Origin of the sequence: Nocardia sp. GTS18 (genome assembly GCF_013839555.1) — a bacterium.
GTDB classification, from domain to species: Bacteria; Actinomycetota; Actinomycetes; order Mycobacteriales; family Mycobacteriaceae; genus Nocardia; species Nocardia rosealba.
The window spans coordinates 18,522-44,294 of sequence record NZ_JACBIU010000025.1 but is presented as its reverse complement, the minus strand read 5'-3'; the positions used below and the strand labels follow the sequence as shown (position 1 = coordinate 44,294).

Below are 25,773 nucleotides of genomic sequence, written 5' to 3'. Positions count from 1 at the left end.
TATCAATCCGTGGATCGAGCCGACACCAAACTGGTGGGATGCAGACCGAACTGGGCGGCCACCCAGTCCAGGTCTCGGCCATTTTCGTCCAACCAGCGTGCGTACTGTTGCCAGGGTGCGGGGTTCTTCAGAATCCATTTCTCAAAACTGGTGTCGATGGCCCTCCATTGTTTATCGAGCCCAATGGGAATTTTGCTGCTCAAGTTCAGCTCGCTGTTGACGCGCAATATACTCAAGAAGGCATGTATTCGGCGTTCGATGGGCTCTTCTGGTCGTCGGAACACCTCGTAGAGTTCGTGAGTGATCTTGCCGGCGCGCCAGGCGTCCTCGGTGGGAAACTGTATCTCGAATTCCCGACCATTTGGCGCACGAATCGTAGTATTCGTGCCGAAGTAGCGGTTACCTGGGCGCCAGAAATTCTTTACCTCGACAACGTCGTATCCGTTGTCGCGCAAACCCTGGAACGTTGACACCAGGGCGGGGAGATAGTTTACCCCATCGGGTAGCCTGACGGAGAATCGTACCAAGTCATTAACGTGGTTCAGGAACTCGGCTACTGTTTGGTTGGGTGCACGCTCACTTAGGTATTTGCGTGCCAGTGATTCCGTAGACTTTACGCGATAGTCCTCGCCTCGCAGTTCGAGACTGTCACGCGCTAGGCCGAGGTTGCGAGTCACCAGCGAAGCAATCGTTCGGAGATCTGCCAGGATTGCATCGGCCTCGGGGCGAGCACCCCGGACAGCGGCTGCGATCTCATGGTGATCGTCCTCCGGTATTTCCAGTTCCAGCATTTTCGCCGGCTTGGCGGCGAAGACCGGCGGATGTTCAGAACCTTCAAGAATGCCGGGCAGGAGACTTCGCTGTTCGGCGGCGCGGAACAAGGCGATCTCTCCCCAGGTATCAGCAACGTGACCGCGGTGGTATACGATTTCTCCTTGATCTCCGCCGACGCGCAAAGTGCCGTCTTCAAGACGACGTATGTCGACTCCTAACGGATTTCTTTCGCGTCTTGCTGTGTCCCATTCGTTGGGCCAGTCTGCCAGCCGGTCGTTCGGTGCGTGCAATGCCGTCGGAACATGCTCGAGCTGCGCCATTCTGGCGGCAATCAGGCGACGATTATCCAGGCTTGATATGTTTCCGTTCTCCCACATGACTGCATGGATCGGCCCTCCTCGCCACCCATGTTCGGCCATTGCCCCAGAGAGCTGCGGAAGCGGCATTCCTTCTGACGTTTCCCGACTCACGCTGCGCTGAGTGAACCTCACTTGCTCTGGCGGTATCATTCTGGTGCTACTCAGTGCCGAAGTTATCTGTTCCCGCTCAGTCGGGGGAAGCTCATTGATGTCCTGGAAGCCGAGGTCTGACAACGCGGCGGCTCGATACTGCGCAGCATTGATTCGGCTGGGGTCGTTCGCCGATGCTTCCCTCCCAGCCGGGAGCGAGGACACCGATGCATCGGTCGCGGCATCGAGCTCATTGCTGAGCTGGGAGATCCCCGTCAAGTCCAGGCCATCGGCGTCGTATGTGATTTCCAGATGTCCGCAGATCACTTGAACTACTGCGTCGACCTGCACATTCGGTGCCAAATGCGACCCGTCCTCGGCACCCTCGGGCGCTACGGATGCACGCAGGTGCGCGTGGTCGGGGGCACCGACGAACTCGAGATCGACGCGTAGGTCGTTGCCGTTGAGCAGAGTGTGTCTCGCCGTGGAAGAGGTTGTCCCGGCGGTTTTTTCGGTGAACAATACGGCGGGCGGCGCTTTCGACGGCTCGCCGAACAGTCGTGAACTGGCCTCGATCATCGTGCGTGCGACTGCTTGCATCTGCGCCGTTGTGACGCCTCGCATCTGCTCGAGGTAGACGCGTAGCGTCAGTTCGGTCGTTCGTCGGCCGCCGTCATCGACGGTTTGATGGAAGTCGAATCGTGCGGTGCTGACGACAGCGGCTCCCGATTCGGGTGCAGTCTCCTCCGTTGACTCGGCACCGCGCGCCTCGGTCGTGCCAGCCGATGGTTCGGTGTCTGGGGCAAGCTCGTATTCCGGTTCGTGGGTCGGTCGGCGTTGTGTTCCGTCGTTCTCGGTGTCGGTAAGTTCTTGCGCAGCGGCGATCCCCGCGTCGTAGTCGGTGACCTGGTTGTCAAGCCGTCCGAGGCGCTGGTCCACCGCCGCGCGGATCGCGTCGAGGCTCTGACCCTTGCGCGCTTCATCACGCAGCGCGGCGAGTTCGTGCTCGGGGGAGTCGGTGCGCAAGAGCACCGGTGGTTCGCCTTCGACGATCTCGATCGCGGTCATCGGCACCCCGTCGATCAGGGCGTTGCTTGTGGCTTGGTGGCCCATCCACGCGCGATAAGCGGTGAGGTCGAAGATCGGGTCGGATACAAGATCTTCAGCGCGCCCCCGGAGCTGTTCGGCTTCCGCACGGACAGTGTGGGATTCGTCGGCCGGCACGTCTGTGAGTGGCCCGCCAGGGGTGGCCTCCAGACCGGGTAGTCGTGCGAGGCTGCCGAGGCGCCGCGTGGTGCCGTGGTCGATATCGCTCTGGACATGCCACAGCGTCATTTCGCGGTCGATGTCGGTCAGAGATTGTTCGGCCCAGCGGACGGTCGGGTGGCCGTCGGGGGTGATTCGGATGACCGGCTCGTGGGTGGTGTCCGGGTCGGGATCGTATTGGTGGTCGGTGATGATCTTTTCGAAGTTGTTGGCGCGTTGGTAAGGGTCGAAGGTTTCCCAGTAGGTGTGCGGCCCGTGCTGAATGCCCGCACCGAGCGCAATCAGCCTGGACTGGTGTTTGCGCAGCTCGTCGCTGGTGAGACGTTGCCCGTCCGCGTGACGGATATCGAACAGGTCGTGGTCGCCGGTGACCGGCTTCCACACGCCGTCGACCTTGCCCTCGACGATGCCGTCGGTGACCCGGAAGTGCCCGTTCTTTCCGGTCAGTTTGTCCATGTGCTCGGCGTACTGCACCCAATCGTCGTTTCGCCGATTCAGTCTTGCCCGCAATTGTTCACGGTGCGCACCGGACATTTCCGTGGTGTCCGGCATCGACAGCATCCCCGGCTCGAAACGGCCGACCAACCCCTTGGCGGCAGCCGGTGCACCGAGCTCGATGTCGAGGTCGTTGATGGTTTTGTCCTTGATGGACATCGGTTTGGGCATCGCGCCGTTCTTCAAATGTGGCACGGCATCGGGGTTGGTCGGGCGGACGTCGATCACCAGGCCGTTGGCCTCGGCATAGCGCCGCAGTTTGGCCTGATTCTCCAGCGGAATTCCGTACTTGGACTCGATCTGTTCCGGTGTGACCGGCAGGGCTTCGGGGGTGGAGTCGTGGTCGCTGGACAACCACTCCATATCGCTGTCACCGGGTCGGTGCGCCTGCGGGTGCACTTCGGGATAGTCGGTGGAGGCAAGGCGCGGCCGGACCGATTGCGTGTCGTCTGCTGCTCGGGCCAGGTCGAGATGGCGGACGGGGTCGACCCGGGGTGCGCCCTCGTCGATGATGTGACCCGCGGTGCTCTCGGTGCCGGTGAGGACGCGGGTGCAGTTCGCGCAGTACGGCGCCTCGACTCCGCGTCGTGGCACGAAGGGCGAATTGAGCAGCGATGACAGACCGTCGTGGTCGGTGGGGTAACGCCCGCTGTGCTCCGCCGTGCTGTTCAGCTGCTCGCGATCGTGTAGCGCGGCGTCGGTGGATCGGACTTCGGCATGTCCGAGTGGGTGGTCATGGTGTGGGAACTTGGTGTGATCAGGGTTGTCGTCGATCGTGTTCGGATCTTGATACCGTGCGATGTTGTCGATGAGCGTCGGGTGCAGGCTATTCGGATGGATGTGGTCGGTGGACGGGCCGTTGGCGGCTTCGAACACCCGACCGGTGAGCCGGTCGATGGTGACCGCGCTGCAGTTGCCGCGCTTGGCTGCGGACAGTGTTTCCGCTCTGGACTGTTCGAGAGCCTTTGCGGCAAGCTGCAACTGGCCTTCCTGGTGAAACAGATCCTGCGCCAGCTTGGCCCGCCGGGCAGCCTCCCGAGCTGTCTGGAACTCCTCCTGCCGCTGCCGGACCAGTTCCTCCGCGGCCGGGCGTTGCTCCGGCGTCGCGGACCGCAGAGCGACCTCGGCGCGGCTCAGCTCCAACCTCGCGTTCTTGATCTGCACACCGGAGTCGCGTTTTTCCGCGTCCAGGCGATATTCCTCCGCTTTGAGCGCTGTGTACTCCGAGACAAGGGTTGGGTCGGGTTCGGCCGCGCGGACGAAGGCCTCGCCGCGTTCGGCACTGAGCCGGCGGGCGAAGTCGTCGACCGGCTCACCGTCGATATGAGTGATCGAAGGCGGTTCACCGCCATCGGTTGTGATTCGCGGGTCGCCGATATCAAGTGACCCGAGGAACTGCGCGTCCACTCTCGGCCTGGGCAGCCCCGACAGCTCCGTCGGTGGCCGCAAGTAGCCCGATGCCGACTCGCGCGGCGGTGTGTCGGCTACCCAGTCGGTGCGGGCCTGATAATGCTGTGTGGAGTCGTTGCCTGCCGACAGGTCACCTGCTGCCCGCAGCTCCGGCTCGAATCGCGGGCCGGTGGTTTCGATGAGGGACTGTGGTCGGAACACGCGCCAACGGCCGCCGTTGTCGATGATCGGGGCGGAGTGCAGTTCGCGAGGAACACCGATCCGGTCGGTCGCCGCTGTGACGGTCACGCCGAGCGCATCCGCGACGTACTGGGCCCAGCCCTTGCCGTTGCCCGCGTAACAGGACACGAGCCGAATGGGTGTTCCCTGGCGATAGTTCGGATTCTCCCGGATCGCGTCGACAATCTCCTGCGGATGGACCGCCCTGACCTTGCCCGGTATCGGGAAGCCGTCCGGCCGACCGTGCACGATGACGTCGTGGGCTCCGTCGTTGCGGATGTTCTCCCGGACGCGCGCAGTGTGTGAGTCCTGCCCGATCGATGTGCTGGTCGGTCGATGCAGGACGCCCTCCCCACGCGGCAGTCGCGCGTCGTAGGCTGGGTGGGCGTCGCTCGGAAGGCCCTGTGCCTGGGCTGTGCCGTCTTGCTGCTCAGTAGGGCCCGCCGCCGAGGTCAGTGCTCGATCGTCTCCCGTTTCGGCCAGGTCCCGTCGCTGCGGTTGCGCATCTGAGCCCAACCGTTCACTGTGATGCTGCTCGGATGGATGGCTGCGGGATCTGTTCGATAGCTCAGTGTCTGCTTGTCGATTATCAGGATTTGTCTCGAATCCGCGGCCGGTGGTTCCGTCAGTGACGTCGCCTCCACCAGGTACCGGATCTCGTTGTGGTCCTCGCGGATTCGAATGTAGGTCGTGCGCCATTGCGGGGGATACATCTGGAACGCTTCGATCGTCTCGCCGTTCGCTACCGCCTGGTCGTATTTCTGGCCGATCAGGTGTGGTGGTCGGCCGCTCGGGTGTGACGTCACCACTCCGGTCGTCTTGTTCACCACGTAGGTCGCCCCGCCGATTCGTCGCTGCGTTTCCTCCGGCGTCCGGATCGGATTGGCCACCCAGCAATGCTGGAACTCCATGAGCCGGAACTCCTTGTCCAACCGCAGGACTCGGGCCAGATACTGTTGTACCTGGGGTCTGGTTTCCAGTTGATCCTGCATTGACCGTGCCTCCGTTGGAATCGATGGACATAAAAGTGAGACCGACGGAATGGTCGACCAGTTCAGTCGGTGGGAACGCCGTCATTTCCCCGGACTGAGGATCCCACCAGACCGGGGAATCGGCGCCGTGCGGGAAAACGATCGCCGTCGCGTGGTGGTCGCCGCCGACGGGTTGGCCGTCCTCGTCGAACATCAGGTCGCCCGCATCGTCGCGGGCATGCCACTGGTTGTAGACGAATGCCGCTGAGCCGGGCCCCATCTGGCTGATCCAGTCATGGAGTGCGTCGAATTGCTCGGCGGCGGACAAGCCTTGGCCATCGAAGTCTTCCCACGTGCCGCCGATCCAGCTTTCGGCGCGGTCCAGACCACCGAGTTCACCCCTGGTGTCGAGCTCGCCGCTGGGAAGATATTCCTCGAAGCGTGGGAGCGCGACCGCAGGCCGGCCGAAGAAGGAAGACAGCGCGGCGAGCGCGGTGTCGACGCAGTTGTATCCGCGCCCATTCCTCTTCGGCCCGCCGTCGTTGATGAGTTGCCCGTAGTCGTTGGTACGTGGATCGGCGCCGACGACGAACCGGTCGCCGTCGAGCAGGGCTTCCTGGACGGCTGTCAGATATGAGTCGTCCTCGAGCTGGGCGAGCCTTTCAGGACCGATGGTGCGGGTGTTGTGGAGGTCGGGCACCAGAGCAGGGGTGTTGGCCTGGGCGGTTTCGGCACTGACCTGGGCGAGGTCGCTCGGCGTCGGGGTTTCGAGTTGTCCCGTGATATCGGGTGGCGATGTCGGCTCGGCCGGTACGGCGTCGCTGAGGTCGGGGCTAGCTGGTCGTGATCCGGGACGGATGTCGGTCGTATTCGCTGTTGTTGCGGTGGTGCGGTTTTCGATCTGGTCGAGCGCAGCGGCCTCGGCGAATACGCGGTTGACCTCGTCACGCTGAGCAGGCGTGAGTGGGATATACGGCTTGTAGACGGTGTTGTGGTTGATGTCGGCGGCGATGGACGCGCGCCGGGTGGTGAGCTGGAGTTCGTAGGTGTAAGGCAAGCCATCGACGTCGATCCGGATGACCATCGGGATGACCCGGTATTCGGGATTCCGTGATTTCGGTGTGGCGTACATGTTTTCGATCTCGACGATGCGGCTGTTGTCGCCGGTGCCGAGTTGTTGTTGGATCCGGGTGAGGAGTGCGGCGAGTTGTTCGGTGCTGTCGACGGTGATGCGGGCGCCGACCGCGTCGATGGCGTCGCCGACTTGGTAATGGGGGCGTGGGGGGCGGTTTTCGGCGCCGTTGACCATGCGGTGGACTTTGTCGAGGATGGCGTCGGCGGGTTTGGTGCGAGAGTTTGTCGTTGCGCCCTCGAGTCCGGCGGTCAGTCGGGCGAGCTCAGCCTTTACCGCAGGCTGAACGGCGAGCTTGAGGCGGTCGGCGTAGTCCTCTAGCAGTGCGATCTCGTCGGTCGAGGGCTGTGCACCGATGCTGCGGGCGGGGTCGAGGGCTTTGGATTCGGCGACGAGGGCAGCCATTCGGGATCGGCCGTCGGGCAGGTGGTTGATGTCGGAGGGGAGCGGATCGAAAAGTGGGCCGCGACCGGGGTTGGCAGTGATGAATTCGGTGAGCGTCTGGTGGGTAAGGAGCTCGGAGTCAGCGAGTTGGTGTAACAGAGCCAGGGTTTGGGCTCGCAGTGCCGGGCGCTTCAGAGCACGAGTGAGGTCGAGGGCGTGGGGGTCGTCGAGGAGGCCGTGGAGTATGCGCGCGAGATCGGGGTGGTTCGGTAGCGCCTCGTCGATCGCATCGTGAACTACCCGGGCGCTCTGTGCGTCGGAAGAGGCTGCAGGTGTGGTGTCCTGCGAGATCGGTATCTCATCGACGTCCGCCGTGGCCGCCATCGAATACGCTGCGTCGCTGGCTGGCTCAGGTGCACTGACGGTTGCTTCGATCCCCGTCCGTTGTGCTTGCACCGGGATTTCGATCGGCGTATCCGCTGTGCTCGGCCCGGCGACCTGTTCCTGAGCGCGACTCCGGGGCGCACCGGGGTCGGCGGAGGTCGACGATGTCTGGTCGGGACGGGGGGACTCGTTGCCAGGTGCGGCGCCCGGACGTGCGGTGTCGCGTACTGCCCGCGCCCGGGGCGCGTCTCCGTCCGACACCGCTCGCGTCATCGGAGATGCCGTCGTCGCCGCTCCGGTAGTCGCGGCCGCGGAGGTCGCGCCCAGGGGAAGGCCGAAACCGGTTGCCGTCGATGTAGTGGCAGAAGAGGTTGCTACGGAGGCAGGCGTACCGCCATGGGCTGGTGGGTGCTCGAGGGCGGCGGCAGATGTCATTCCACCGCTGTCGGCGACCACGGCGGGATTCTCGATCGTTGCGATATCGGTGGCAACGGTCTGCGCCGGTTCGGCGCTATTCGACGACGCCGTCACATCGCGCGGCGAGCCAGTATCCGGTGCTCCGGTGTCAGCGGCGTGTGCTGTTGCCTCGTGCGCGGGTGAACCGACCGCCGTGGGATTGGTGGAGGCGGTGGTAGACGGCACGCCGGTCTGGTCGGTGGTGGGCGACCCTGCCTCGATCTCGGACTGTTCGGTGGTTGTGTCGGTGCTTAGTCCGGCTGCGGCGGTAGTTGGCTGCCCGGCAGGGAGGTCGGCTCGTGGTGTGGTGGCCGAGTTCTCTCCGGATTCAGCGGAATTTGCCGGGGCGGTGGCATCGGTGTCGGTCGAGTCACTGGTAGTGGTGGGGTCGGTGTCCGATCCTGCATCGTTACCGTTGGTGGTGGTATCTGAGGTTGTGTTCGTTTCGGTGTTGTTCCGCTCGGTGGGGATGCCCGCGTGGGCGGTGTCGTGGGGGTCGGTGAAGGGTTGACCGGCGAAGTCGGAGTTGCCGCGGTAGCCGTGGATGGCGGAGGGGCCGGCGCCGGAGGCGGCGCCGCCGGTGAAGGAGCGTGGGTCGAAGTCCCATTGGCCGGTGAAGGCGCCGGTGGCGAGGTAGGCGGCGGTCGCGCCGGCGAGGCCTGCGCCTGCGCCAGTGGTGGCGCCGTTGCGGGCCCCTGTCCAGCCGCCGTTGGTGGTGGGGAGTTTGCGGCCGAGGCCGAAGCCTGCGGCGCCGCCGACGCCGCCGGCGATGGCGGAGATGCCGGCGTTGAGGCCGACCGCTTTCCAGTCGTAGCCGTTGATGTGGCCGGTCTTGTTCTGGATGTATTGGACGGCAAGTTCTTGGCTGGTGCCTTGTCCGAGTTCGACGAGGGATTCTTGGACGATTTCGTAGACGAGTTTGACCGCTATGCGTTCGAGGACTTCTTCGGTGACGTTGCGTGCGACGGTGTGGCCGATCGCGGTGAGGAGCTTTTTGCCCATCCATCGGAACACGGTGCGGGCTTGGGAGATGACGATGGCGTGGGCTAGTGGTGCGCCGGGTCCGGCGGCGGCGGCCCAGGCGAGTTCTGTGAGGAGCCAGGCGCCGGCGATGTAGAAGTTGAGTTTGGCGGCTTGGAGTTGGTCGCCGCCGGAGTCGGCCGCGGTGGCGAGTTTGGTCCAGTGTTGGGCGAGGTGGGCGAGGGATCCGTTTTTGTCGGGTCCTTGGCCGTCGATGAGGGGTTGGATCCATTGCAGGATGGATTCACCGCCGCGGCCTTGGGGGTAGGCGGCGTTGACAGTTGTGACGATGGCTTCGAGGTCGGGGACGAGTGCTTGGGCGTCGTCTGCGGCCGCTAGGAGGTCTTTGCCCATTTGCCACATGAGGTCTTCGTTGCCGTGTGGCCAGTCGGCTCCGACGAGCCATTCGAGAGGTTCGAGCCAAGACGGGAACTGCAAAGCCACCGCAGGTCACCGGTACTCGGTGCGGAACACCCGCGCATCGACCGGCCTGTCCCACCATGGATATAGGTCGACAACAGCCTTCGACATCAGACCCCCCACGGCTGATACAACCAACGTTCACACTGCCGACATCAACGCGCCGAACCGAAATTGACTGTGCCACAGGTAGTTACAAAGAGCAACACATGAGTCGCCACACGTTGTCTCCGGCGCGCTATCTGGGCCAGGCCTTCAGCGGCTCAGCTTGCCGAGCTCGGACTCGAATGACATCCTCGCAATGCGAGCTCGTCTGTGTCGCAGCCGATTAGGGCGCGAGCGGGAAGGGGATGAGGCCCGGCTCGGGGCGCCGTACCAGTGACCAGTCGTCGGGCCGCAGAAAATTCTGCTGCTAGCGTTCGGTAGCAGCTATTGACGTGACGAATGAGGTGAATTACTTATGCCGTTTCGCGATTCGGGTCGCAAGGTTTGTGTTGTGACTGTGTTGCGTGGTGACGATGATTGGGTGGTTGCTTTTGTGATCGATGGGCGCAAGTATCCGACGCCGGAGGATTTCACGCGCGTGAAGCGGGAGGCGTTTCGGGCGATCAATCGGCGTTGGCGGTTGGTGATGGAGTTCGAGACCAGCGCGGTTGATGCGGATGAGCCTGATTTTCCGTATCCGTCGTGGGAGGAGTTCGAGGCGATGCTCGAGCGTGGTGAGTGGTCTGGGTAAGCGGGTGGTTACGTGGTTCTGCTGATTTCTCTTCGAAGGGTGGGGTGGTGCTGATGCCGTTTCAGGATTCGGGCCGTGAGGTCTGTATTGTCACCGTATTGCGTGGTGAGGACGATTGGGTGGTTGCTTTTGTGATCGATGGGCGCAAGTATCCGACACCGGAGGATTTTACAAGAGTGGAGAATGAGGCGTTTAGGGCAATCAATCGGCGTTGGCGGTTGGTGATGGAGTTCGAGACCAGCGCGGTTGATGCGGATGAGCCTGATTTTCCGTATCCGTCGTGGGAGGAGTTCGAGGCGATGCTCGAGCGTGGTGAGTGGTCGGGGTAACGGTGCGCTCAGGCGTCTTCTAGCCGCTTCGGTACATAGCCTGCCAGGTATTCACCGAAGAAGTGGGCGAGGTCCGGCGGGTACGGCTGAATGCAGGACAGCGAGTAATCGAGCACCAAGCCGAAGCGATTCCGCCCGGAGTCCAGGTAGTGATACCGCGGCTCGAGCGTATCCAGCATGTCCTGGTACAGATCGCGCACATCGAGAAAGTCCAAGAGCTCCGGCAGATCCCAGTTCGACACATCGACTTGGGGGTCACCGCTCAAGAGGACGGACCGCCCACCATCGCTGCCACGTACACGTTCGCTCCGGCCGAGCGCCTGCGCGCGATTCATATCGATGAAGTGCAGAGGCCCCGATTCCTCGACATAGGCCCATTCGTTGAACCGCGGATTCTCGTAGATCACACCGCTGGGTAGCTGCGCCAGCAGATCCGTATAGCCGAGTCCGCGCCGAGGTACTTCGCGCAGCACGCCGTCGCTGCCCCGGATTTGCACCAGATCCTCGACCGTCGAGATCCAGGTGGCGGCTTCACGCCGGAACATGGCGCGCTCGGGGAAGTTTCGAATGCACCCGAGGTGGAACGAACCCCAGAAGAAGTTCGTGTTCGCATCCCACGAGGCCCGGATCTGGTGGTACGGCTGGATGACCTCCGCCCACCCCTCCACTTCCAACACGAAGCGGCCACAGAAGCGGCACGCCTCGTCTTCGTCGATCACTCCCGTCCTCTCGGCGTCGACTCGGTGGTGGGAATGGTTCGCGGTCGACAGTAGGACGCCGCCCCTGCGAACAACAGCTCAGTTACCAGCCCGAATCCGTCACGCCCGTCCGGCGTTCGGCAGTCCACCTGGCGTGATCCTCTGCATCGTCGAAGGTCGGTGCAGCCTCCTCGGTGCTGGTGCGCTCGGGGGAGTTGGGTGGTGCCAGTGAGGCGGTAGGCAGCGTAGGTGCCTGGCTGTCGAGGTCGGGGAGGTTGTCGAGGAGCTCGTGCAGCTTCGGCATCGTCGCGCGCTGATCGGTGACCGGTTGCATCAGCTCCTGCGACTGCCGACCGACATCCTCGAGAGCGCGTTGCGCGGCCGTCGTCACGCCCTTGGCGATCTCGTCGTAGGTGAGTTCATCGATGTCGGAGGAGAACTTCGTCTCGATCACCGCACCGTCGGCGTTCACCGTCACAATGACACGTCTGTCACTGGTGAACCCGGTGCCGGTCAGCAGCGCACGCTTCTGCGCTACTTCCGCGATCGCGCTGATCTGCTGGCTGAAAGCATCCAGGAGCGCGGCGGTTTCGGCCTCGTTGTTGTCGATCATGGTCTACTTCCCGAAGCCGTCGGCGTTTTCCTGCTCCCGCTCATCGCTGCGTTTGCTACTCGACAAGATCCCGCTGGACAGGTTGCCCATGGAGATAGACAGGGTGCTCGTGCTCTCGACGATGTTCTCAGCGCCGGCTTCGAAGCCTTCGGCTCCGTCGGCGAACTTGCTTCCGAACCGGTCGTCGCCCCATGCGGCCGCGCCGGGTGCGACAGCTGCCTTGCCTGCGGCGGCGATCGTATTCAGCTGGTCCGCGATAGCGGCGATGTCATGGATGACCTGCGCCAGTTTAACGGTGTTGACTTCGATCGGCTCTGTCATCGGATCCCCCGTACTGCTCGATAGTGACCGGATATGCGGTCATCACCTATTCGACTGTGCCACAGGAACTATGAAGGCACAATGGCTGTGGTGGCGGCTTCACCGCCGGCAGTCAGCTGTATGCCTTGCGTTCATCCCTGATCGCCCGAATGATCGCGGCGATCCGAGCATTGATCATCGAGATCAGCTGAGCTGAATCCACCGGGATCGCTTTGGAACTCGGCTCAGGGCTGATCGCGTATCGGCCGTCGTCTGTCAGATCCCGCCAATCCAGCCAGCGCTCGGTGATGCCACGTGGCCCGAATTCGGAGTGGCCTTGCACCACACCTATCGATCCGACGGATGTTGTCGGCATCGCCAGGAATTTGTTGGAACGGACCTTCGCCCGCTCGTCGAAATCGTCCTCTACCAACGACCGGCCGTAGTCGTACTCCACATCGTCCACGGCAGTCTCGATCAACGGGATCTCTGGCATCTTCCCAGCATCGGCCGAGGGCAATGCGCTGACAGTGACGTCCGCGAGCTTCAGCGGATCGCACTCGGCCACCGTGTACCCGCCACTGTGCATATGCGTTTCGCCGGGTAATTGCGTGATCAGATAGCCACGGTTCGCGCGTCGCAACGCCAGCATCCTGACCCGCCCGTCGGCGCGCAGCGGGTCGCTGGGATCTAGACCATTGACCACGATCCGAACATCTGGCTTAGTCATTGCTTCTAATACGTTCTCGAATGAATTGCCCAGTTTGGTAGGCAGACGCTCGCTGACTATCTGCTTCTCGCGCAGATAGTCGTAGTACATCGGGGTCCGGCTGGTGAAGACGAACGGGCGGGGCAGGACGCCGGCTTCGCCCAGTGACTCCCAGATCACCACGAGTTCGAGATCGGTCAGCTGCCATGCCCGGCTCATCGCTCTACCACGGGCCGGACGACAACAGGCGCATCGCCGAGCGCCTCGTCGAGATTCTCGGTGGAGTTCAGGTATTGCGAGCGCTTGTGCTCCTTGCCTTGACCCTGTCCCTGACCCGCGGCGGCGGGGGACATGCCCGGCGTGCCGGGAACACCCGCGGCCCCCGCAGCGATTCCCGCGCGACCGACCATGGCGTCGGCAGTCGTGATCGCCGCCGCGCGCGGAAACAATCTGGACTGCGCGGCATCACGAGCCATTGGGGCGGCTGTGGACGCTCCGCCGCCGAGCCCTGCCCGGGCACCACCCACCCCACTGCCACCGCCACCGCTACCCGCCGAGGCAGGAAGCCCTGCGAGCCCAGGTGCCGCATTCAACGTACTCGTCTCTTGGGCCGCTTCTAGGCTGTCTTGTGCAGCTTGCAGACTTTCCTCCGCTGCTTGCTGCGCCGCATCCAACCCTTGCTGGAGTGCACTCGAGGTGTCGTCGGTGGCTTGTTGCGCGACGTCCTGCGCGCCGTCCGCCACGTCCTGCAGAGACGAACCTTCCGTGGCGGCATCCGAGGCGGACGACAGAAGGCTCTCGGCAGCGTCTGACACATCCGACAGCGCCGAGGACAGATCGCTGATATCGGGTGTCGTCGTAACTGGTGTTGTCGGTGTAGTCGGTGTCGTCGGCGTTGTCGGCTGGGTGATTTCCGGGGTTGTCGGGAGCGGAGTTCCGCCCCCACCCCCGCCCGCACCGCCGTTGTCGCCGACGCCGCCAAGTCCAGGGTCTTGGGGCAGTGGGGGTACCGCTGGAGCTGCAGCAACAGAGTTCTTCGGCGATTCCAGTGTGGTCAGATTGTCGTTATATCTTATGATGCCGGCAGTGTAGTACGCATCACAATTCTCGCGATATTTATTGGTCTCGTCTTCGATCTTCGGATCGGTATCGTGAGGATTTGTCCGAGTTGGAGGCATTGTGTCGCGTGTAACCATGAGGGTGCCGGCAATATTCAACAGGCTATTGCCGATTTTTTCGATAGCCTTCGAAAGGTTGTCGGCTTCTGTCTCGTGATCGGTTATGGCTTGAATCGCTGCGGCGACCGAATTTCCGCGCCAACCGTTTTTCAATGTCGGCGAGCCTGCTTTGTAATCCGCAAATGCGCTCTTCACCTCTTTCGCCATCCAGATCCACTCATTGCCGGCGCTTGCGATGCGGTAGGTCGAGATGCTCACCCCGAGATCGTATAGATTCGCCCAACTCTTTTCGAACGCGTTCTCCGGCGTCACCGCTCGCGCGTCCGTGGGGGCGGTGTATTTGGTCAATACGGAAATCCGCTTTCCATCGCCGTTTAGCAACGCCTTGAGATCTGGTCGGAAACGATGTATCAGCGGAATTTGCTCGAACTTTAGCGTGGCCTCTGGCTTCGATACAGACGCCCATGGGTTCGAACTATCCGGTCTGGGTGTGTTGGGATTCGTCAACTTGGGTGCGACAGCCATGCCCTCGATCAGTCGAATATCCTCCGCCGACTGCTGCTCTGCTGTCGCAAACGCCTTTGCTGCGCTCTTGAAGGCCTCCGCCATGGCGCTCACCATATCGATGTGCTGCTGTAGCACGGCGTTGAGAGAGACCGCCTGACTCGAGAATTCACGTGCGAGCTTCGTTCCTGAGGAAAATATCTCGGGCGGTCCGGCGAACGCGGCTAGATTGTTTATCGAATTCGTGCGTTGTTGTACGGACAGGAGGCGTCCTGTAAGCGTATTGCACAAGTCGAGTGCGACTCCAATCAATTTGGAATCGAACTCAAAGGTTTGGTCGCCACTGTTTATGCGGTTTTGTATATCATTCCATACTCCGCTACCCACGCAAGTTCCCCTCCGTTACGTGGCTTCACTCCGTCGCAAATACCACTATTGGTCAGTGTCTGCTGGTCCGCACGATTGTCGTGCTGTACGACGCTCCCCGTGTGCCGTGCAGTAAGGCGTCGAGCCTCGACGCGTGTTCCATGGTGCCTTACTCGCACCCTACTTGCCACCGGCGGATGCAGATCATGTTGCGGACGAATCGCACGCAGCTGTGCGGCAGGATGAGTATGCCGTTGCCCGCGAGTGTGCGGTGCGCGAACGAGAGGGGTGGCGAAATGGGGAACTCGGGACCAAGTGGGGAAGAAGCCATCCCGACGGAGGTCGGTTTCAAGCTGGAGGTGGATTCCGTCGGCACGGCTGCTGCTGGCAAGGACCGGCTTCGTGTGCGGGCATCCGCGATCGGATCTGTGCCCGTTGGGTCGTCGACTCCGCTGGGCGAGCTCGACGCGCGGCCATCGGACGCGGTACGGCCCGTGACTCGGGCGGAATCCGACACATGGCTGGTGGCTCTGACCCGCAAACTGGGGACGGTTGGGCCATCGGGTTGGGCTCGACTGGAGGCGGTGTTCGCATTGGCTGCAGGTGGCGGCGTTGCTCGGGTCGATTGCTTCTATGGGAACGGTCCGGCTGTGCGGTTCGAGATTCCCGACGAAGTCCTCGAGTCTGTTCGTGCGCAACGCATCCGCGAATCGGGTTCGGACCTGGGGCCATGGTGGCGGATGGTTGTGAGGGCAACGGCCGAGGGTGACTTCGAGGCCGAATACGACTACGGCAGCGAGCCGTTTCCGGCCGACCAGTTGCTTGCGCCCGAAGCGTATCTGGCCGACCTGCAGGCCTTTCCACGCACGCGGCTGCCAGCCTGGCTGGCAGCTTATGTACGACAGGAGGATTCGCAGCGACGCTCGGCGCGGCAGGCGGCTGCGCGGGCGCGTTCGGTAGGGGTGGCTTCGGCGCGAGAGGTGGAGGGGCTGCCTGGGTTGGCGGCGGTGTGGGGACGGTGGGCAGTGCTCTCGGCCGCGTTCGTCGCGGGTGAGTCGGAGCGGGGGCCTCGGGTGTTCCCGTCGATGGGGATCTTCGAGGGGGATGGGCGGAGCGGGTCGACGTTGTATCTGCTGCCGGGGGACCGTGCCGTGTTGTCCGGCGGTGTCTGGGGGGCTCCGGATCTGGAGGTGGCGTACAACAGCACCGGAGTGCTTCCGGACTACTACGCGGGTGCTCCCGAGTGGGTGGCCAACCAGGTACTCAATCCCCGTGCGGCGAATGGGCTCTTGTCGTTCTGCTTCTGGTGGGATCGCGGGAAGTTGTATCGGGGCGAGTCGGCCGAGGTCGAGCAGTTGGCTGTCGCGATGCCGGGGATCCGGACTGCCGAGGAGGTCGTGGACGCCGTGTGTGCCGCTGGTTCCGCCGATGCGCCGCGGTCCGCTGCGGCGGTCTTGGTCGCGGCGGCGGAGGTGGGGGCGGTCACCCGCGATCTCCTGAAGGATGCTTTGGGTTCAGTCGGCGATGTCGACGGCGCGTGGTATCAGCTTTCGCTGGCGGGACTGGTCGACGCGCGCGGGTAGTCGCCGATGAACTCCCGAAGTGAATGACTCGCTGCGCGAGAATCGAAAATCCCGCCGACAAAATGTCGGACATGATCAGCGGTCATCATTTCGGCGCTTGTCGAATGCCATGAACACTTTCAGGTATTGCGACCCGTCGGCTCGACCGTTCTGCCGCCGATAGTGACAGAAAGACGATGATCTATGGTGTTTTCGGTGCCGAGATGGTAGTTGTAACAACAGGTTTGGAGTCTCGTCGGTAGATGACGAGATGGAAGGGGGGAATCGTGGTCGATTCCATGGACGAGTTGGTCGATCGGGTGCAGCGACAGGTCTATCGTATGCGCGATCTGCATGACCAACTCACGCGGATCAGGGAGCGCGAGGCGTCCGAGGACGATGCGATGACGGTCGAGGTCGACGGAAATGGTGCGATGACGGCGCTGGAATTCTCCGCCGCCGTCACCCGCATGACGCCCGACGGCTTCGAATCCGCCCTTGTCGCTACCGCCGCCGCGGCCGCGGCCAGCGCTTTTGCGCGCCGCGCGCAGTTGATCGAGGAGTTCAACGCCGAGGTCGCGCGGTAATGTCTCGTTAACTTTCGAGCTCCTTATGATTACCTTAAGCCTTGTAGCACAACGTTTTTCAGCAATGTATGCTGATGTCGACCATCAAATATTCTGGAGGGGACGATGGCCGTTCTGATTCGTACCGATACCGCGGCGATTTCTTCTTATGGTGCCGCCAACGCTGCTATGGCTACGCAGGTGGCGGCCGCCGGCGCTGCCGATGTCGGCGCATCGATGGCGGCCGCGGTGCCGATCTTCGGTTTGATCGGGCAGGATTTTCTTGCCGCGTTCGCTGTCGCACAGGGCAACAACCTGGCATCGGTAACCGAGATCGCGGCGGTGCATGCGGGTACTGCCCTGGTATCGGCGCAAACTGTCGGCGCGGTTCAGCTCGACGAGCAGATCGGCGCCGCCGCAATGAATTCCGTCAGGTCGCGCTGACCTTCGGTCGAATTCGTAACCGCTGCGAACTATTTCGGAGCGGGATTTTCGTTCGCAATTAGGAGCAGTGGCAATGGGGATTGATACAAACGCTTCTGTCGGGGGTGAGTCGGGCGAGATCCGGTTCGATTCGGTCGCGGCAGCCAACGCGGCCGCGCAGCTGGATGCGCTGGCTCAGCGGCTCGAAAACGATCTGCGTCTCGAACAGCACGCACTTTCTCCCGCGCCGGCGGGCAGTGACGCGGTGTCTGTGCGGGCCGCGCAGACGCTCACCACCGTCGGTGAATCGTTTCAGCGCAACCTGATCGACGGGGTGCTCGAGCTACGCAAGATCGCCGCGAACCTGCGCGCCCAGTCCGATCGGGTTGTGCGGAACGAGGAAATCAGTGCCGACGAGTTCCGTTCGCGGAACGTCTGACGGGACTCGCTGATGCTCGAACCGGCACCCCCGGGTTTCACCGGCCAGGTCTGGGAGGCGAAGTCGCCTCAGGATCTTTCCCGGGACTTGTCCACCGGGGCAGGCGCACGGACCCCGGCCGAGACAGGATTGGCGTGGGCGCGGCTCGGCGCCGGTCTCGGACTCGCGGTGGTGGAATTCGAGAAGATTCTCGGCGGTATCGACGGTGCGTGGCAGTCCGACGGAGCCAGAGCAACGGTCGAGAAGATTTCCGCGCTGCGGCATTGGTTCCTCGACATGGCGACCGCCGCCGCGTCGAACGCCGCGCAAGCGGAAGCACACGCCGCCGCCCACCAGGTGGCCAGGTTGGCGATGCCTGACGCAGGCGCGATCGCCGCGATCCAGTCCGCACAGCAGGCATTGGAAGCGGTGAGTGCCACCCTCGGCGCGCCGATGCTGGCGAAGGCCGCGCAGATCGACGGAGAAGCCGACATCGCCAAGGCGACAGCCGCGCGGGTGATGCGGACCTACGAGCTCGTCACCGAGCCGTTGGCGACACCATGGGAACAGCCGCAGCCGCCGGTCATCGCGACAGCCGACGCGTTGCACGCTGAAACAACCACGGCGACAACGACACCCACCTCGACCGGCAGCATCGCCATGCCGCTCGGCCTCGGCGCACTGTCGGTTCCGATGCGGCAGACGGCATATCGTGGCCGGATGGTTGCCGCCGGGGTGACCTCGGTCGCCGCACCGGTGACTACTGCTCAGCCCGTCACCGTGCCGCAGGGTTCGGTGCCGATGGCACCGGGCGCCATAGCGGCGTCGAAGGCGGAAGAAGAGCACACGAGCCGGGCAGGTCTGTTGTCGGCGGGCGAGGGTGATTTCGTCGACGCCGGAGTGCAAGCCGCGCCCGCCGTGCTCGGTGGTTCCGCGGCCAACGTGCAGCAGGCAGCCGCACCGGCGCAGGAGGCGAGCGCGTGACGACTCTGACCACCGACGGGCTGCTGACGCTGACCGATCGGCTCGGCGTGCAGACATTGCCCACCGTGCTCGCGGTATGGCCGCGGTGGGAGACATACGACGAACTGCTGAAAGCACGCGAAGATGCGTCCGTCGAGCTGAAAGCCGATGGTTCGATCGACGCCTACGGCGAGGTCGCGCTCGAGCTGAGCGACGCGCTGACCGCACTCGCCAATCCAGAACGCGAGTTGGTCGTCCGTGTCTACGGCGAGGGCGAAACCGTGCGGATGTGTCTGGTCCGGCGTGGCGAGCACCATGCGTTCGCGATCCGGCGCGGTGACCACTTCGAGATCAGCTCGATCTGGAGCGACGGATCGGGGGCCGCGCTCGCGCGCCCGATCCTGGACACTCTCGGCCGCTGTGACGCCGCCCAGGTGGCGAGTTTCAGCGCACCGGCGGCCGAGGTCGCCGAACGACTCGACGGTGCGACGGAGTCATCCGACTACGCCGACGCGGTATACGCCCTCGGAGTGCAGGGACGTGACGCCACGGCATACGGGTTGGCATTTGGTTCGTGCCGTTCATACGCCGAAATCGTTGCCTATGCGCACGAGGACGGCGCCACCACAAGTTCTCCGGGAGCCGTTGTCGTCTACGACACCGCGCAGGGCCGCATCGCGGCCGCTCCCGGTTCAGCCCCGGACCAGCAGGCGTGGTCGACCGTCACGCCTGGGACCGATCACCGGGTCGCGCAGGCGATTGCGGGGTTGGTCGAATCTCTGCCGGGGGGGAGGTGGATGCCCAGCTAGATCAGGGTTTCTCCACCAGAAGTAGAAGCCGGTGCTGCCGAATTCGGCGAATCGGTCCGGAAGGTCCGGAACACTTTCAGGAAGGTGCCTTTCATGGCTCAGTTTCAGGATGAAGTGAAGGCTGTCGCGGCAGCCAATGTAATGGAGACCTCTATCGCGTCCGTCCGTCGGACGTTGCAGGAGATCACGTCGTCTATCGAAGCGTCACGGCCCGGCTGGGTGGGTGACGCGCAGACTCAGTTCGACAAGGTGTCCACCCAGTGGAACCAGGAGTCCGCGGATCTGAACCAGAAGCTCGATGCGATCCACGAGGCAGTTCAGAGCGGCACCCAGGGCCTGTCGCAGATGAACCAGGCCAACGCCGCAGAGTTCACAGTTCTCAAAGTCTAATCGCAAACTTTATAAACGGAGGCAATCATGTCCGAACAGCTTTATAACCCGACTTACATCAACCCGCTGATCACTTCGCTTCGTGACGAGGTCACGAAGCTGAACACCGTCGCGGGCGAGATGGAGCACGGCTACACCGAGATGCAGAACGCCTGGATCGATCCGAATTCCGGCGAGACCAGTGAGTCCTTCACCGGTTTCAACACCGTGTACCAGGTCTGGAAGACCGACTTCAGCGACACCGCGGCTCAGCTGACCGACCTGGCGAACAAGGTGGAGACCGCGCTGCAGAACGCGACCACCACCGACCAGAAGGTCGGTGACTGGTTCATCCAGTAGCGGCCATCGGCTAGGCACCCCTTTCGAACAACCGAAAGGGGTGCCTAGCCATATCGGCGACTACTGTGCACCGGTTCGAATAGTTCATTGGAGGAACAGTGCCTGCCCAGCTGACCACCCGCGCGCAGGTCAACGGCTACCGCTTCTTATTGCGCAGGCTGGACCATGCCCTGATCCGGCGTGATGTGCGAATGCTGCACGACCCCATGCGTTCTCAGTTGCGCTCACTGGTGGCCGGTGCGATCCTCGCACTGCTGATCGTCGCCGGGGCGGCGATCATGGCGTTTCTGCGGCCGCAGGGCGCGATCGGCGATGCGAATATCGTCATGGGGAAGGACAGTGGTGCGCTCTATGTTGTTGTCCGGGACAACAACAAGAACATCACCGCGCTTCATCCGGTGCTGAATCTGGCGTCGGCCCGGTTGATCACCGGGAGTAGTGAAACGCCTACTTCGGTGAAGGATCGAAAGCTGGATTCGGCGCCACGCGGGCCTATTCTCGGCTTGCCGGGTGCGCCGGGGGCGCTGCCCGGTTCGAAGCAGAGCGAACGATCGGATTGGACGCTGTGCGACACGGTGCAGCTGTCCAAGTCGGGTAGCGCGATTTCCTCGCCCGGTGTGGTGACCACGTTGGTTGCCGGCCGGCCGCACGTGAACGCGGTGATCCGCGAGGCGGATCCGGCGGCGACGCTACTGGTGAGCCGGGGTGACAAGACCTACCTGATCTACGACGGCAAGCGCGCCGAGATCGACACGAAGAACACGGCGGTCGCACGGACGCTGCGGCTTTCGGAGTATCAGCCTCGGGCGGTGAGCACCGGGCTGCTCGATGCCGCGCGGGAGGTGCCCGTGTTGACCCCGCCGAATATCGCGCTGGCCGGTCAGCCGGGGCCGGGCAGGTTGAGCGACGTGCCGATCGGTGGCGTGATCAAGGTGTCCACCGCGGAGGGGGAAGCGCTGTATGTCGTGCAGGCCGGTGGCGTGCAGCGGATCTCGCCGTTCACCGCGCAGGTGATCAGGAACGCGAATTCCCAAGGGATGTCGGAAATCAAATCGATGCCGCCGGACATCCTCGATGGCATGGCGACGGTGTCGGGACTGCCGGTGAACGAGTTCCCCGACGAGATTCCGAAGATTCTCACGGCGGAGGACGCTCCGGTGGCTTGCCTGTCGTGGACGAAGGCGAAGGCGATCCCGACCAAAGCCCCGGATGCCACCGAGGCGCCCGCCGACCGGGCCGTTGTCACACTGCTGGCCGGTACCCGGTTGCCGCTCCCGGACTCGGCGAAGGCGGTGACCGTGGCCACCTCGGACGGCACCGGAGACCGGATCGACGGTGCGTACATCCCGCCGTCGTCCGGCGAGTTCCTCCAGATCACGGGAATCAGCTCGGGCAGCCCGCGACGTGGCAGTTTGTTCTACGTCGCCGACAACGGGATCCGTTACGGCATCCCCGATCTCGATACCGCCGAAGTCCTCGGCCTCGGACGTACCCCGAAGCTGGCTCCGTGGGAGATCGTCGGCCAGCTCGTGCCGGGAGCGACGCTGTCCAAGCAGTCGGCCCTCACGAAATACGACTCCCTGCCCACCGGCAGCTGAGCCCGTCGACACAACAGAGCCCGTCCAGCCGACCCGGCCGGACGGGCTCTGTTGTCTGTAGGGGACCGCTCAGGCCCCGAGGTAGTACTGCTCGGTGGGCGTGGTGACCAAGGTGGCGGTGGCCTTCGAGGCCGGGGTATGCACGGTGATCGTGGTGGCCGACCGAGGATCCTGGATGATGGTGACATCGACTTCCGGCCTCGGTACCGAGGTGAATTCGCGGGCGATATTCACAACGGTCGCCGATCCGGGAGGTGCGGAGGCCGGAACACCGTCGAACACGATGACGATCGCGGGCGCGTGTGGTCCGCCGCCGGCGGGCGTCACCCGGGCACCCGCATTGCGCGGTGCCAACGTAAGAGCGTTCGGCGCACCGACATTGGCGACCATCGTGTGCCACGCGGCCGGACGATCCGTGTGGACGATCGCACCGGCCCCGAGCGCGATCGCGCGCAGAATCACCTGCTGGGCCAGATAGAGGTTGCCGACGATCTCGATCCGGCGGCTGCCGACACCGACCAGCGGAATGGCGACGCCCCGGCCCGAGCTGTCGGCACCGATCAGCTGCCCGCATCCGGTGGTGGGGATGCTGAGGTCGGCGAGCGCGTCGAGCCCACCCCGATAGCCCACCGCCCCGGTGTCGCGGCTACCGATCGGCAGGCTGTCGGCCAAGGCCCAGAGCTGACGGCGGGGCAGCGGTCGCAGGCCCGCCAGCGGTACTTCCTCGAATTCGGTGTAGGTGTCGTAGCGAACTCGCGCGTCCACTTCGATCATCCTGCGCCGCTGCCCGAGTCGGGCTCGGGTGTCGTCGCCGGACAGCAGCCGCACCATCACCGTCGTCGCCAGACTCGGCACCGCCCACACCCGCGCGAAGCCGTCGGCGGTGATGAGTTCGTCGCCGATCTGGTAGCTCGTCAGAAATACGTCGGCTTGTTCCAGGGTGTCGGGGTGTTCGTCGAACTGGTCGATCGCGATGCCGCGACTGAGTTCCCTGATCGCGACGCTCATGTCGGCCGAGGTCAGAATCGCGGCCTTGATGCCGTTGGTCGCGAGCCGGTTGGTCACCCGCAGGGTCGCGATGATGGCCGCGCGCAGCGTGCCTTCGTGTCCGCTGCCCCGGTTGGCGATGGCCTCGGCGTTGGCCAACGGATCGAGGCGGAGCACGATCCACATGGTGCGCTGGGCGATGGCGGGCAGCGGGCCGAGGATCTGGTCGTACATGCGGCCCAGCGGTGCCACCTGGGCGGCGTACCCGGTGAGCACGGCGTCGGTGCTCGTGGTCCGGGTCCCGGTGCTCACCACGTCGATGGAGTCGAGCGCGATATCGAATTGCCGTAGGCAATGGGCGATTTCGGTGAGCGGCAGCACCTGATCGGTGCTGAGCGAACCACGGTCGAGCAGGGTCAGCGTGTCCGGTGGCGAGTCCACGCGCAGCATGGTGACCAGGCATCGGCCGTCCCAGCGCACACCGGCGCTGCCGCCGTCGGGTAGTGGGACGTCGAAGGTCGAATCCTGTTCGATGATGGTACGGGTGCGCCGGCGCCACCGGTAGTGGACCCAGGCGCCGATCCGCAGACCGATCGGCACCCCGCGCACCGGAGCGAATCCGCAGGCGGCCACCACGAGGCAGACGATCATCGTCGCCCACCACGGCGCGTCGAGCGCGAGCGAGATCAGCGATGCCGCGACCTCGATGAGGGCCATCGGGATGACCAAACCCAGTGGTAGGTGCCGAAACAACCAGAACTCCTGCGAGCTCAACCCGGCGGTGCCGGGCTCCTCGGGTTCCGGCTCCTGGGATGTCCGGTCTTCTGACAGCTGCTGAATACTCACCGATCTCCCCCGACCCGAGCGCATCACCGACAGCTGTGCGCTCGTCTGCCTATCTCAGTTGGTGTCCGCGCAGGTCGATCCCGAGCCGCGCGGGTGCGCCGCGCGCTAGTTCGCCGAAAACCCCAGCGAGGCCAGCAGCCCGTCCAGAGCCACCGCCATGTCGGGTTCCTCGATGCGCATCAAAACCGAGTCGTCGACGTCGGCCAGGTCGAGGGAATCGTCGTTGGCGAGCCGGAACTCGCGTTCTTCCTCGGCCGCCTCGACGACATTGCGGATGAAACGGCCGTTGCCCGCGAGGTCGACACCGCGGCGAGGCTGGCCGCTCTGATCGGTGCTGTGTGTTTCGTACAGATCCCGGCAGGCGAGGACCAGTCGGTTGAGCGCGCCTTCGGAGAGCGTGGAGTCACGTGACGCCGCGATCACCTCACCGATCTGACCGAGCTCTTCCGGTGTGTAGGACGGAAACTGCAACCGCTTCGAAAAGCGCGATGCCAGACCGTCGTTCGCGGCGAGGAAGCGGTCGATCTCGCCGTCGTAGCCGGCGATGATCACCACGAGCCGGTCGCGGTCGTTCTCCATGCGGGCCAGCAGGGTGTCCACGGCCTCACGTCCGAAGGCGTCACCGCCGGACAGGCCGGTCTGGATGAGCGTGTAGGCCTCGTCGATGAACAGCACGCCGTCCATCGCGCTGTCGATCACCTTCTCGGTCTTGAGCGCGGTGCCGCCGAGATTCTGGCTGACGAAGTCGACGCGCTTGGCCTCGACGACCTTGTCGGTCTTGAGAATGCCTACGCCGCAATAGATCTTGGCGACGACCCGCGCGATGGTGGTCTTGCCGGTTCCCGGTGGACCGGTGAACGCGAGATGCTGTCCGCGAGGCGCACTCGACAAACCCTTCTCCGCGCGGATCCGGGCCAGCTGGGCGGTGGACTGCAGCTTGGCGACCTGCGTTTTGACCGAGGCCAGCCCGATCTGTTTGGTCAGTTCGGCGCGCGCCTCGGCGAGCACGGACTTGGCCCGATCCTGGATTTGCGCGTCCTCGAGATCGGACATCGACGGCGCCGAGGCCGGATCCCACTTGTCGGTCCTCGCTTCGAGGGCCTCGCGGGTGGTCACCGTGAGCCGGTAGGTCTTGTCCCGCATGGCAGCGGTGTTGGCCTCGAAGTCCGGTGCCTGCGAATAGACCTGCTCGAAAAGTTTCTGCGCTTCCTCGGCCTTGCCGGATTCCCGCAGGCACAGGCCGCGACAGAACATGGCGGTGGTGCGTGCCGCGGGAATGGGGCCCGCCTCGGCTTGCTCGAGCCGCCGGATGGCCTCACCGAACAAACCGAGTTGCGCACAGGCCGAACCGACCATGACGTGCGCGCCCGCGGCCAGATACGGGTCGTCCCATTCGGCGGATCCTGGCAGCACCGACATCACGTCGGACCAGCGTTGCGTCTGGTAGTGCAGCACGCCGCGGATGTAGGCGCAGATCCGGTCGTCGGCGAGTTTGTCGGGATCGGCCGGTTTCGCGGCCCGATGCGCGGCCAGTTCGTCGAGGACCCGCTCGGCGTCGCCGTACTGCTTGTCCGCGATCAGATGTGCCGCGTAGGCGAGCCAGATCTCGGTGAAGCTTGACAGCGGGTAGTCGATGTAGAGACCGGGTGTGAACCGGCCCGCGAGCTGACGCGGCGCCAAACCGACCCTGCGCTGCTCGCGATTGAGTGAAATGGTGCTCGTCCGGTGCAGATTGACGAGTACTTCCTGGGTGAGTTCGCCTGCGGCGGCGCGGCCCAGCCAGGCGTCGCACATTCCGTCGTCCCATTCGGTGGCTCGCGTGAATGCCAATCTCGCGTACTCGAGGTCGCGGCTGGATTCCTGTCCGTCGATGCTCAGGCCGAGCGATAGGACCCCCGCGTCGAATGCCCGTTGTGCCTGGCGAATATCAGCCATCCGCGCTTCCCCCGAAATCTTTGTTCCCCGTGTAGCTTTCGCCACTGTAGCGTCCGAACGTCGTGGCCGTGCACCGACTCGAACGGTCGGATACATTATGAACGATTGCCCGATTCGGGCAAAC

The 25,773-nt window shown here is 63.9% G+C and carries 19 protein-coding genes; 11 read left to right on the top strand and 8 right to left on the bottom strand.

The genetic code is table 11. From position 1 onward, the window contains the following. Nucleotides 1-2: 2 nt before the first annotated feature. The gene (locus tag HYG95_RS18615) at nucleotides 3-9,404 is read right to left on the bottom strand and encodes a toxin glutamine deamidase domain-containing protein (protein WP_181699448.1); all 9,402 of its coding nucleotides are present in this window, start codon (nucleotides 9,402-9,404) and stop codon (nucleotides 3-5) included. 472 nt (nucleotides 9,405-9,876) lie between these two features. On the opposite strand from HYG95_RS18615, the gene HYG95_RS18610 reads away from it, so the two are divergent. Continuing rightward, complete coding sequence (locus HYG95_RS18610) at nucleotides 9,877-10,116, top strand: hypothetical protein (protein WP_181699446.1); 240 nt, start codon at nucleotides 9,877-9,879, stop codon at nucleotides 10,114-10,116. 47 nt (nucleotides 10,117-10,163) lie between these two features. Beyond that, a complete protein-coding gene (locus HYG95_RS18605; RefSeq protein WP_181699444.1) occupies nucleotides 10,164-10,445 on the top strand; it encodes a hypothetical protein in 282 nt (93 codons plus the stop codon). An 8-nt stretch (nucleotides 10,446-10,453) separates the two neighbouring features. Here HYG95_RS18605 and HYG95_RS18600 read toward each other — a convergent pair whose 3' ends face one another. The 5 genes from HYG95_RS18600 to HYG95_RS18580 form a co-directional block, all read right to left on the bottom strand. After that, nucleotides 10,454-11,164: a hypothetical protein gene (locus tag HYG95_RS18600; protein ID WP_181699442.1), complete on the bottom strand. Its 711-nt coding sequence runs from the start codon at nucleotides 11,162-11,164 to the stop codon at nucleotides 10,454-10,456. A gap of 82 nt (nucleotides 11,165-11,246) precedes the next feature. Continuing rightward, nucleotides 11,247-11,756, bottom strand: a complete 510-nt coding sequence (locus HYG95_RS18595; RefSeq protein ID WP_181699440.1) for a YbaB/EbfC family nucleoid-associated protein — start codon at nucleotides 11,754-11,756, stop codon at nucleotides 11,247-11,249. Between the two features lie 3 nt (nucleotides 11,757-11,759). Continuing rightward, nucleotides 11,760-12,077, bottom strand: coding sequence for a hypothetical protein (locus HYG95_RS18590; protein ID WP_181699438.1), 318 nt, complete (start codon nucleotides 12,075-12,077; stop codon nucleotides 11,760-11,762). Nucleotides 12,078-12,189: 112 nt separating this feature from the next. Then, the gene (locus HYG95_RS18585) at nucleotides 12,190-12,984 is read right to left on the bottom strand and encodes an ESX secretion-associated protein EspG (protein WP_181699436.1); all 795 of its coding nucleotides are present in this window, start codon (nucleotides 12,982-12,984) and stop codon (nucleotides 12,190-12,192) included. Then, nucleotides 12,981-14,834, bottom strand: coding sequence for a hypothetical protein (locus HYG95_RS18580; protein WP_181699434.1), 1,854 nt, complete (start codon nucleotides 14,832-14,834; stop codon nucleotides 12,981-12,983). The genes HYG95_RS18585 and HYG95_RS18580 overlap by 4 nt, the downstream gene beginning before the upstream one ends. Nucleotides 14,835-15,337: 503 nt before the next feature. Here HYG95_RS18580 and HYG95_RS18575 point away from each other — a divergent pair. The 9 genes from HYG95_RS18575 to eccB all read left to right on the top strand — a co-directional run bounded on the left by HYG95_RS18575 (nucleotide 15,338) and on the right by eccB (nucleotide 21,881). Further along, on the top strand, nucleotides 15,338-16,396 hold the full coding sequence (locus HYG95_RS18575; RefSeq protein ID WP_181699432.1) for a hypothetical protein: 1,059 nt from the start codon (nucleotides 15,338-15,340) through the stop codon (nucleotides 16,394-16,396). A 266-nt stretch (nucleotides 16,397-16,662) separates the two neighbouring features. Continuing rightward, nucleotides 16,663-16,962, top strand: a complete 300-nt coding sequence (locus HYG95_RS18570) for a YbaB/EbfC family DNA-binding protein (protein WP_181699430.1) — start codon at nucleotides 16,663-16,665, stop codon at nucleotides 16,960-16,962. A gap of 105 nt (nucleotides 16,963-17,067) precedes the next feature. Further along, the gene (locus HYG95_RS18565) at nucleotides 17,068-17,385 is read left to right on the top strand and encodes a hypothetical protein (RefSeq protein WP_255495516.1); all 318 of its coding nucleotides are present in this window, start codon (nucleotides 17,068-17,070) and stop codon (nucleotides 17,383-17,385) included. Nucleotides 17,386-17,458: 73 nt separating this feature from the next. After that, nucleotides 17,459-17,803, top strand: coding sequence for a PE family protein (locus HYG95_RS18560; RefSeq protein ID WP_181699428.1), 345 nt, complete (start codon nucleotides 17,459-17,461; stop codon nucleotides 17,801-17,803). Between the two features lie 12 nt (nucleotides 17,804-17,815). Further along, on the top strand, nucleotides 17,816-18,766 hold the full coding sequence (locus HYG95_RS18555) for a PPE domain-containing protein (protein WP_181699426.1): 951 nt from the start codon (nucleotides 17,816-17,818) through the stop codon (nucleotides 18,764-18,766). Further along, nucleotides 18,763-19,554 carry an ESX secretion-associated protein EspG gene (locus HYG95_RS18550; protein ID WP_181699423.1) on the top strand — a complete coding sequence of 264 codons (792 nt, stop codon included), beginning with the start codon at nucleotides 18,763-18,765 and terminating at the stop codon, nucleotides 19,552-19,554. Before HYG95_RS18555 ends, HYG95_RS18550 begins: the two co-directional genes overlap by 4 nt. A 93-nt stretch (nucleotides 19,555-19,647) precedes the next feature. Further along, nucleotides 19,648-19,944, top strand: coding sequence for a WXG100 family type VII secretion target (locus HYG95_RS18545; RefSeq protein ID WP_181699421.1), 297 nt, complete (start codon nucleotides 19,648-19,650; stop codon nucleotides 19,942-19,944). Between the two features lie 27 nt (nucleotides 19,945-19,971). Further along, on the top strand, nucleotides 19,972-20,283 hold the full coding sequence (locus HYG95_RS18540; RefSeq protein WP_181699419.1) for a WXG100 family type VII secretion target: 312 nt from the start codon (nucleotides 19,972-19,974) through the stop codon (nucleotides 20,281-20,283). A 98-nt stretch (nucleotides 20,284-20,381) separates the two neighbouring features. Then, entirely contained in the window at nucleotides 20,382-21,881 is a 1,500-nt protein-coding gene (eccB, locus tag HYG95_RS18535) for a type VII secretion protein EccB (RefSeq protein WP_181699417.1), read from the top strand. A gap of 69 nt (nucleotides 21,882-21,950) precedes the next feature. Here the strand turns inward: eccB and eccE are convergent, their stop codons facing one another. Further along, a complete protein-coding gene (gene eccE / locus HYG95_RS18530; RefSeq protein ID WP_370465841.1) occupies nucleotides 21,951-23,714 on the bottom strand; it encodes a type VII secretion protein EccE in 1,764 nt (587 codons plus the stop codon). A 105-nt stretch (nucleotides 23,715-23,819) separates the two neighbouring features. Beyond that, on the bottom strand, nucleotides 23,820-25,649 hold the full coding sequence (gene eccA / locus HYG95_RS18525; RefSeq protein ID WP_181699414.1) for a type VII secretion AAA-ATPase EccA: 1,830 nt from the start codon (nucleotides 25,647-25,649) through the stop codon (nucleotides 23,820-23,822). Between the last annotated feature and the right edge of the window lie 124 nt (nucleotides 25,650-25,773).

Coding starts and splice junctions, on each gene's coding strand:
- HYG95_RS18595 (WP_181699440.1), bottom strand. CDS start 11,756: ATGATCGACAACAACGAGGCCGAAACCGCCGCGCTCCTGGATGCTTTC.
- HYG95_RS18590 (WP_181699438.1), bottom strand. CDS start 12,077: ATGACAGAGCCGATCGAAGTCAACACCGTTAAACTGGCGCAGGTCATC.
- HYG95_RS18585 (WP_181699436.1), bottom strand. CDS start 12,984: ATGAGCCGGGCATGGCAGCTGACCGATCTCGAACTCGTGGTGATCTGG.
- HYG95_RS18565 (WP_255495516.1), top strand. CDS start 17,068: ATGGCCGTTCTGATTCGTACCGATACCGCGGCGATTTCTTCTTATGGT.
- HYG95_RS18560 (WP_181699428.1), top strand. CDS start 17,459: ATGGGGATTGATACAAACGCTTCTGTCGGGGGTGAGTCGGGCGAGATC.
- HYG95_RS18555 (WP_181699426.1), top strand. CDS start 17,816: ATGCTCGAACCGGCACCCCCGGGTTTCACCGGCCAGGTCTGGGAGGCG.
- HYG95_RS18545 (WP_181699421.1), top strand. CDS start 19,648: ATGGCTCAGTTTCAGGATGAAGTGAAGGCTGTCGCGGCAGCCAATGTA.
- HYG95_RS18540 (WP_181699419.1), top strand. CDS start 19,972: ATGTCCGAACAGCTTTATAACCCGACTTACATCAACCCGCTGATCACT.
- eccA (WP_181699414.1), bottom strand. CDS start 25,649: ATGGCTGATATTCGCCAGGCACAACGGGCATTCGACGCGGGGGTCCTA.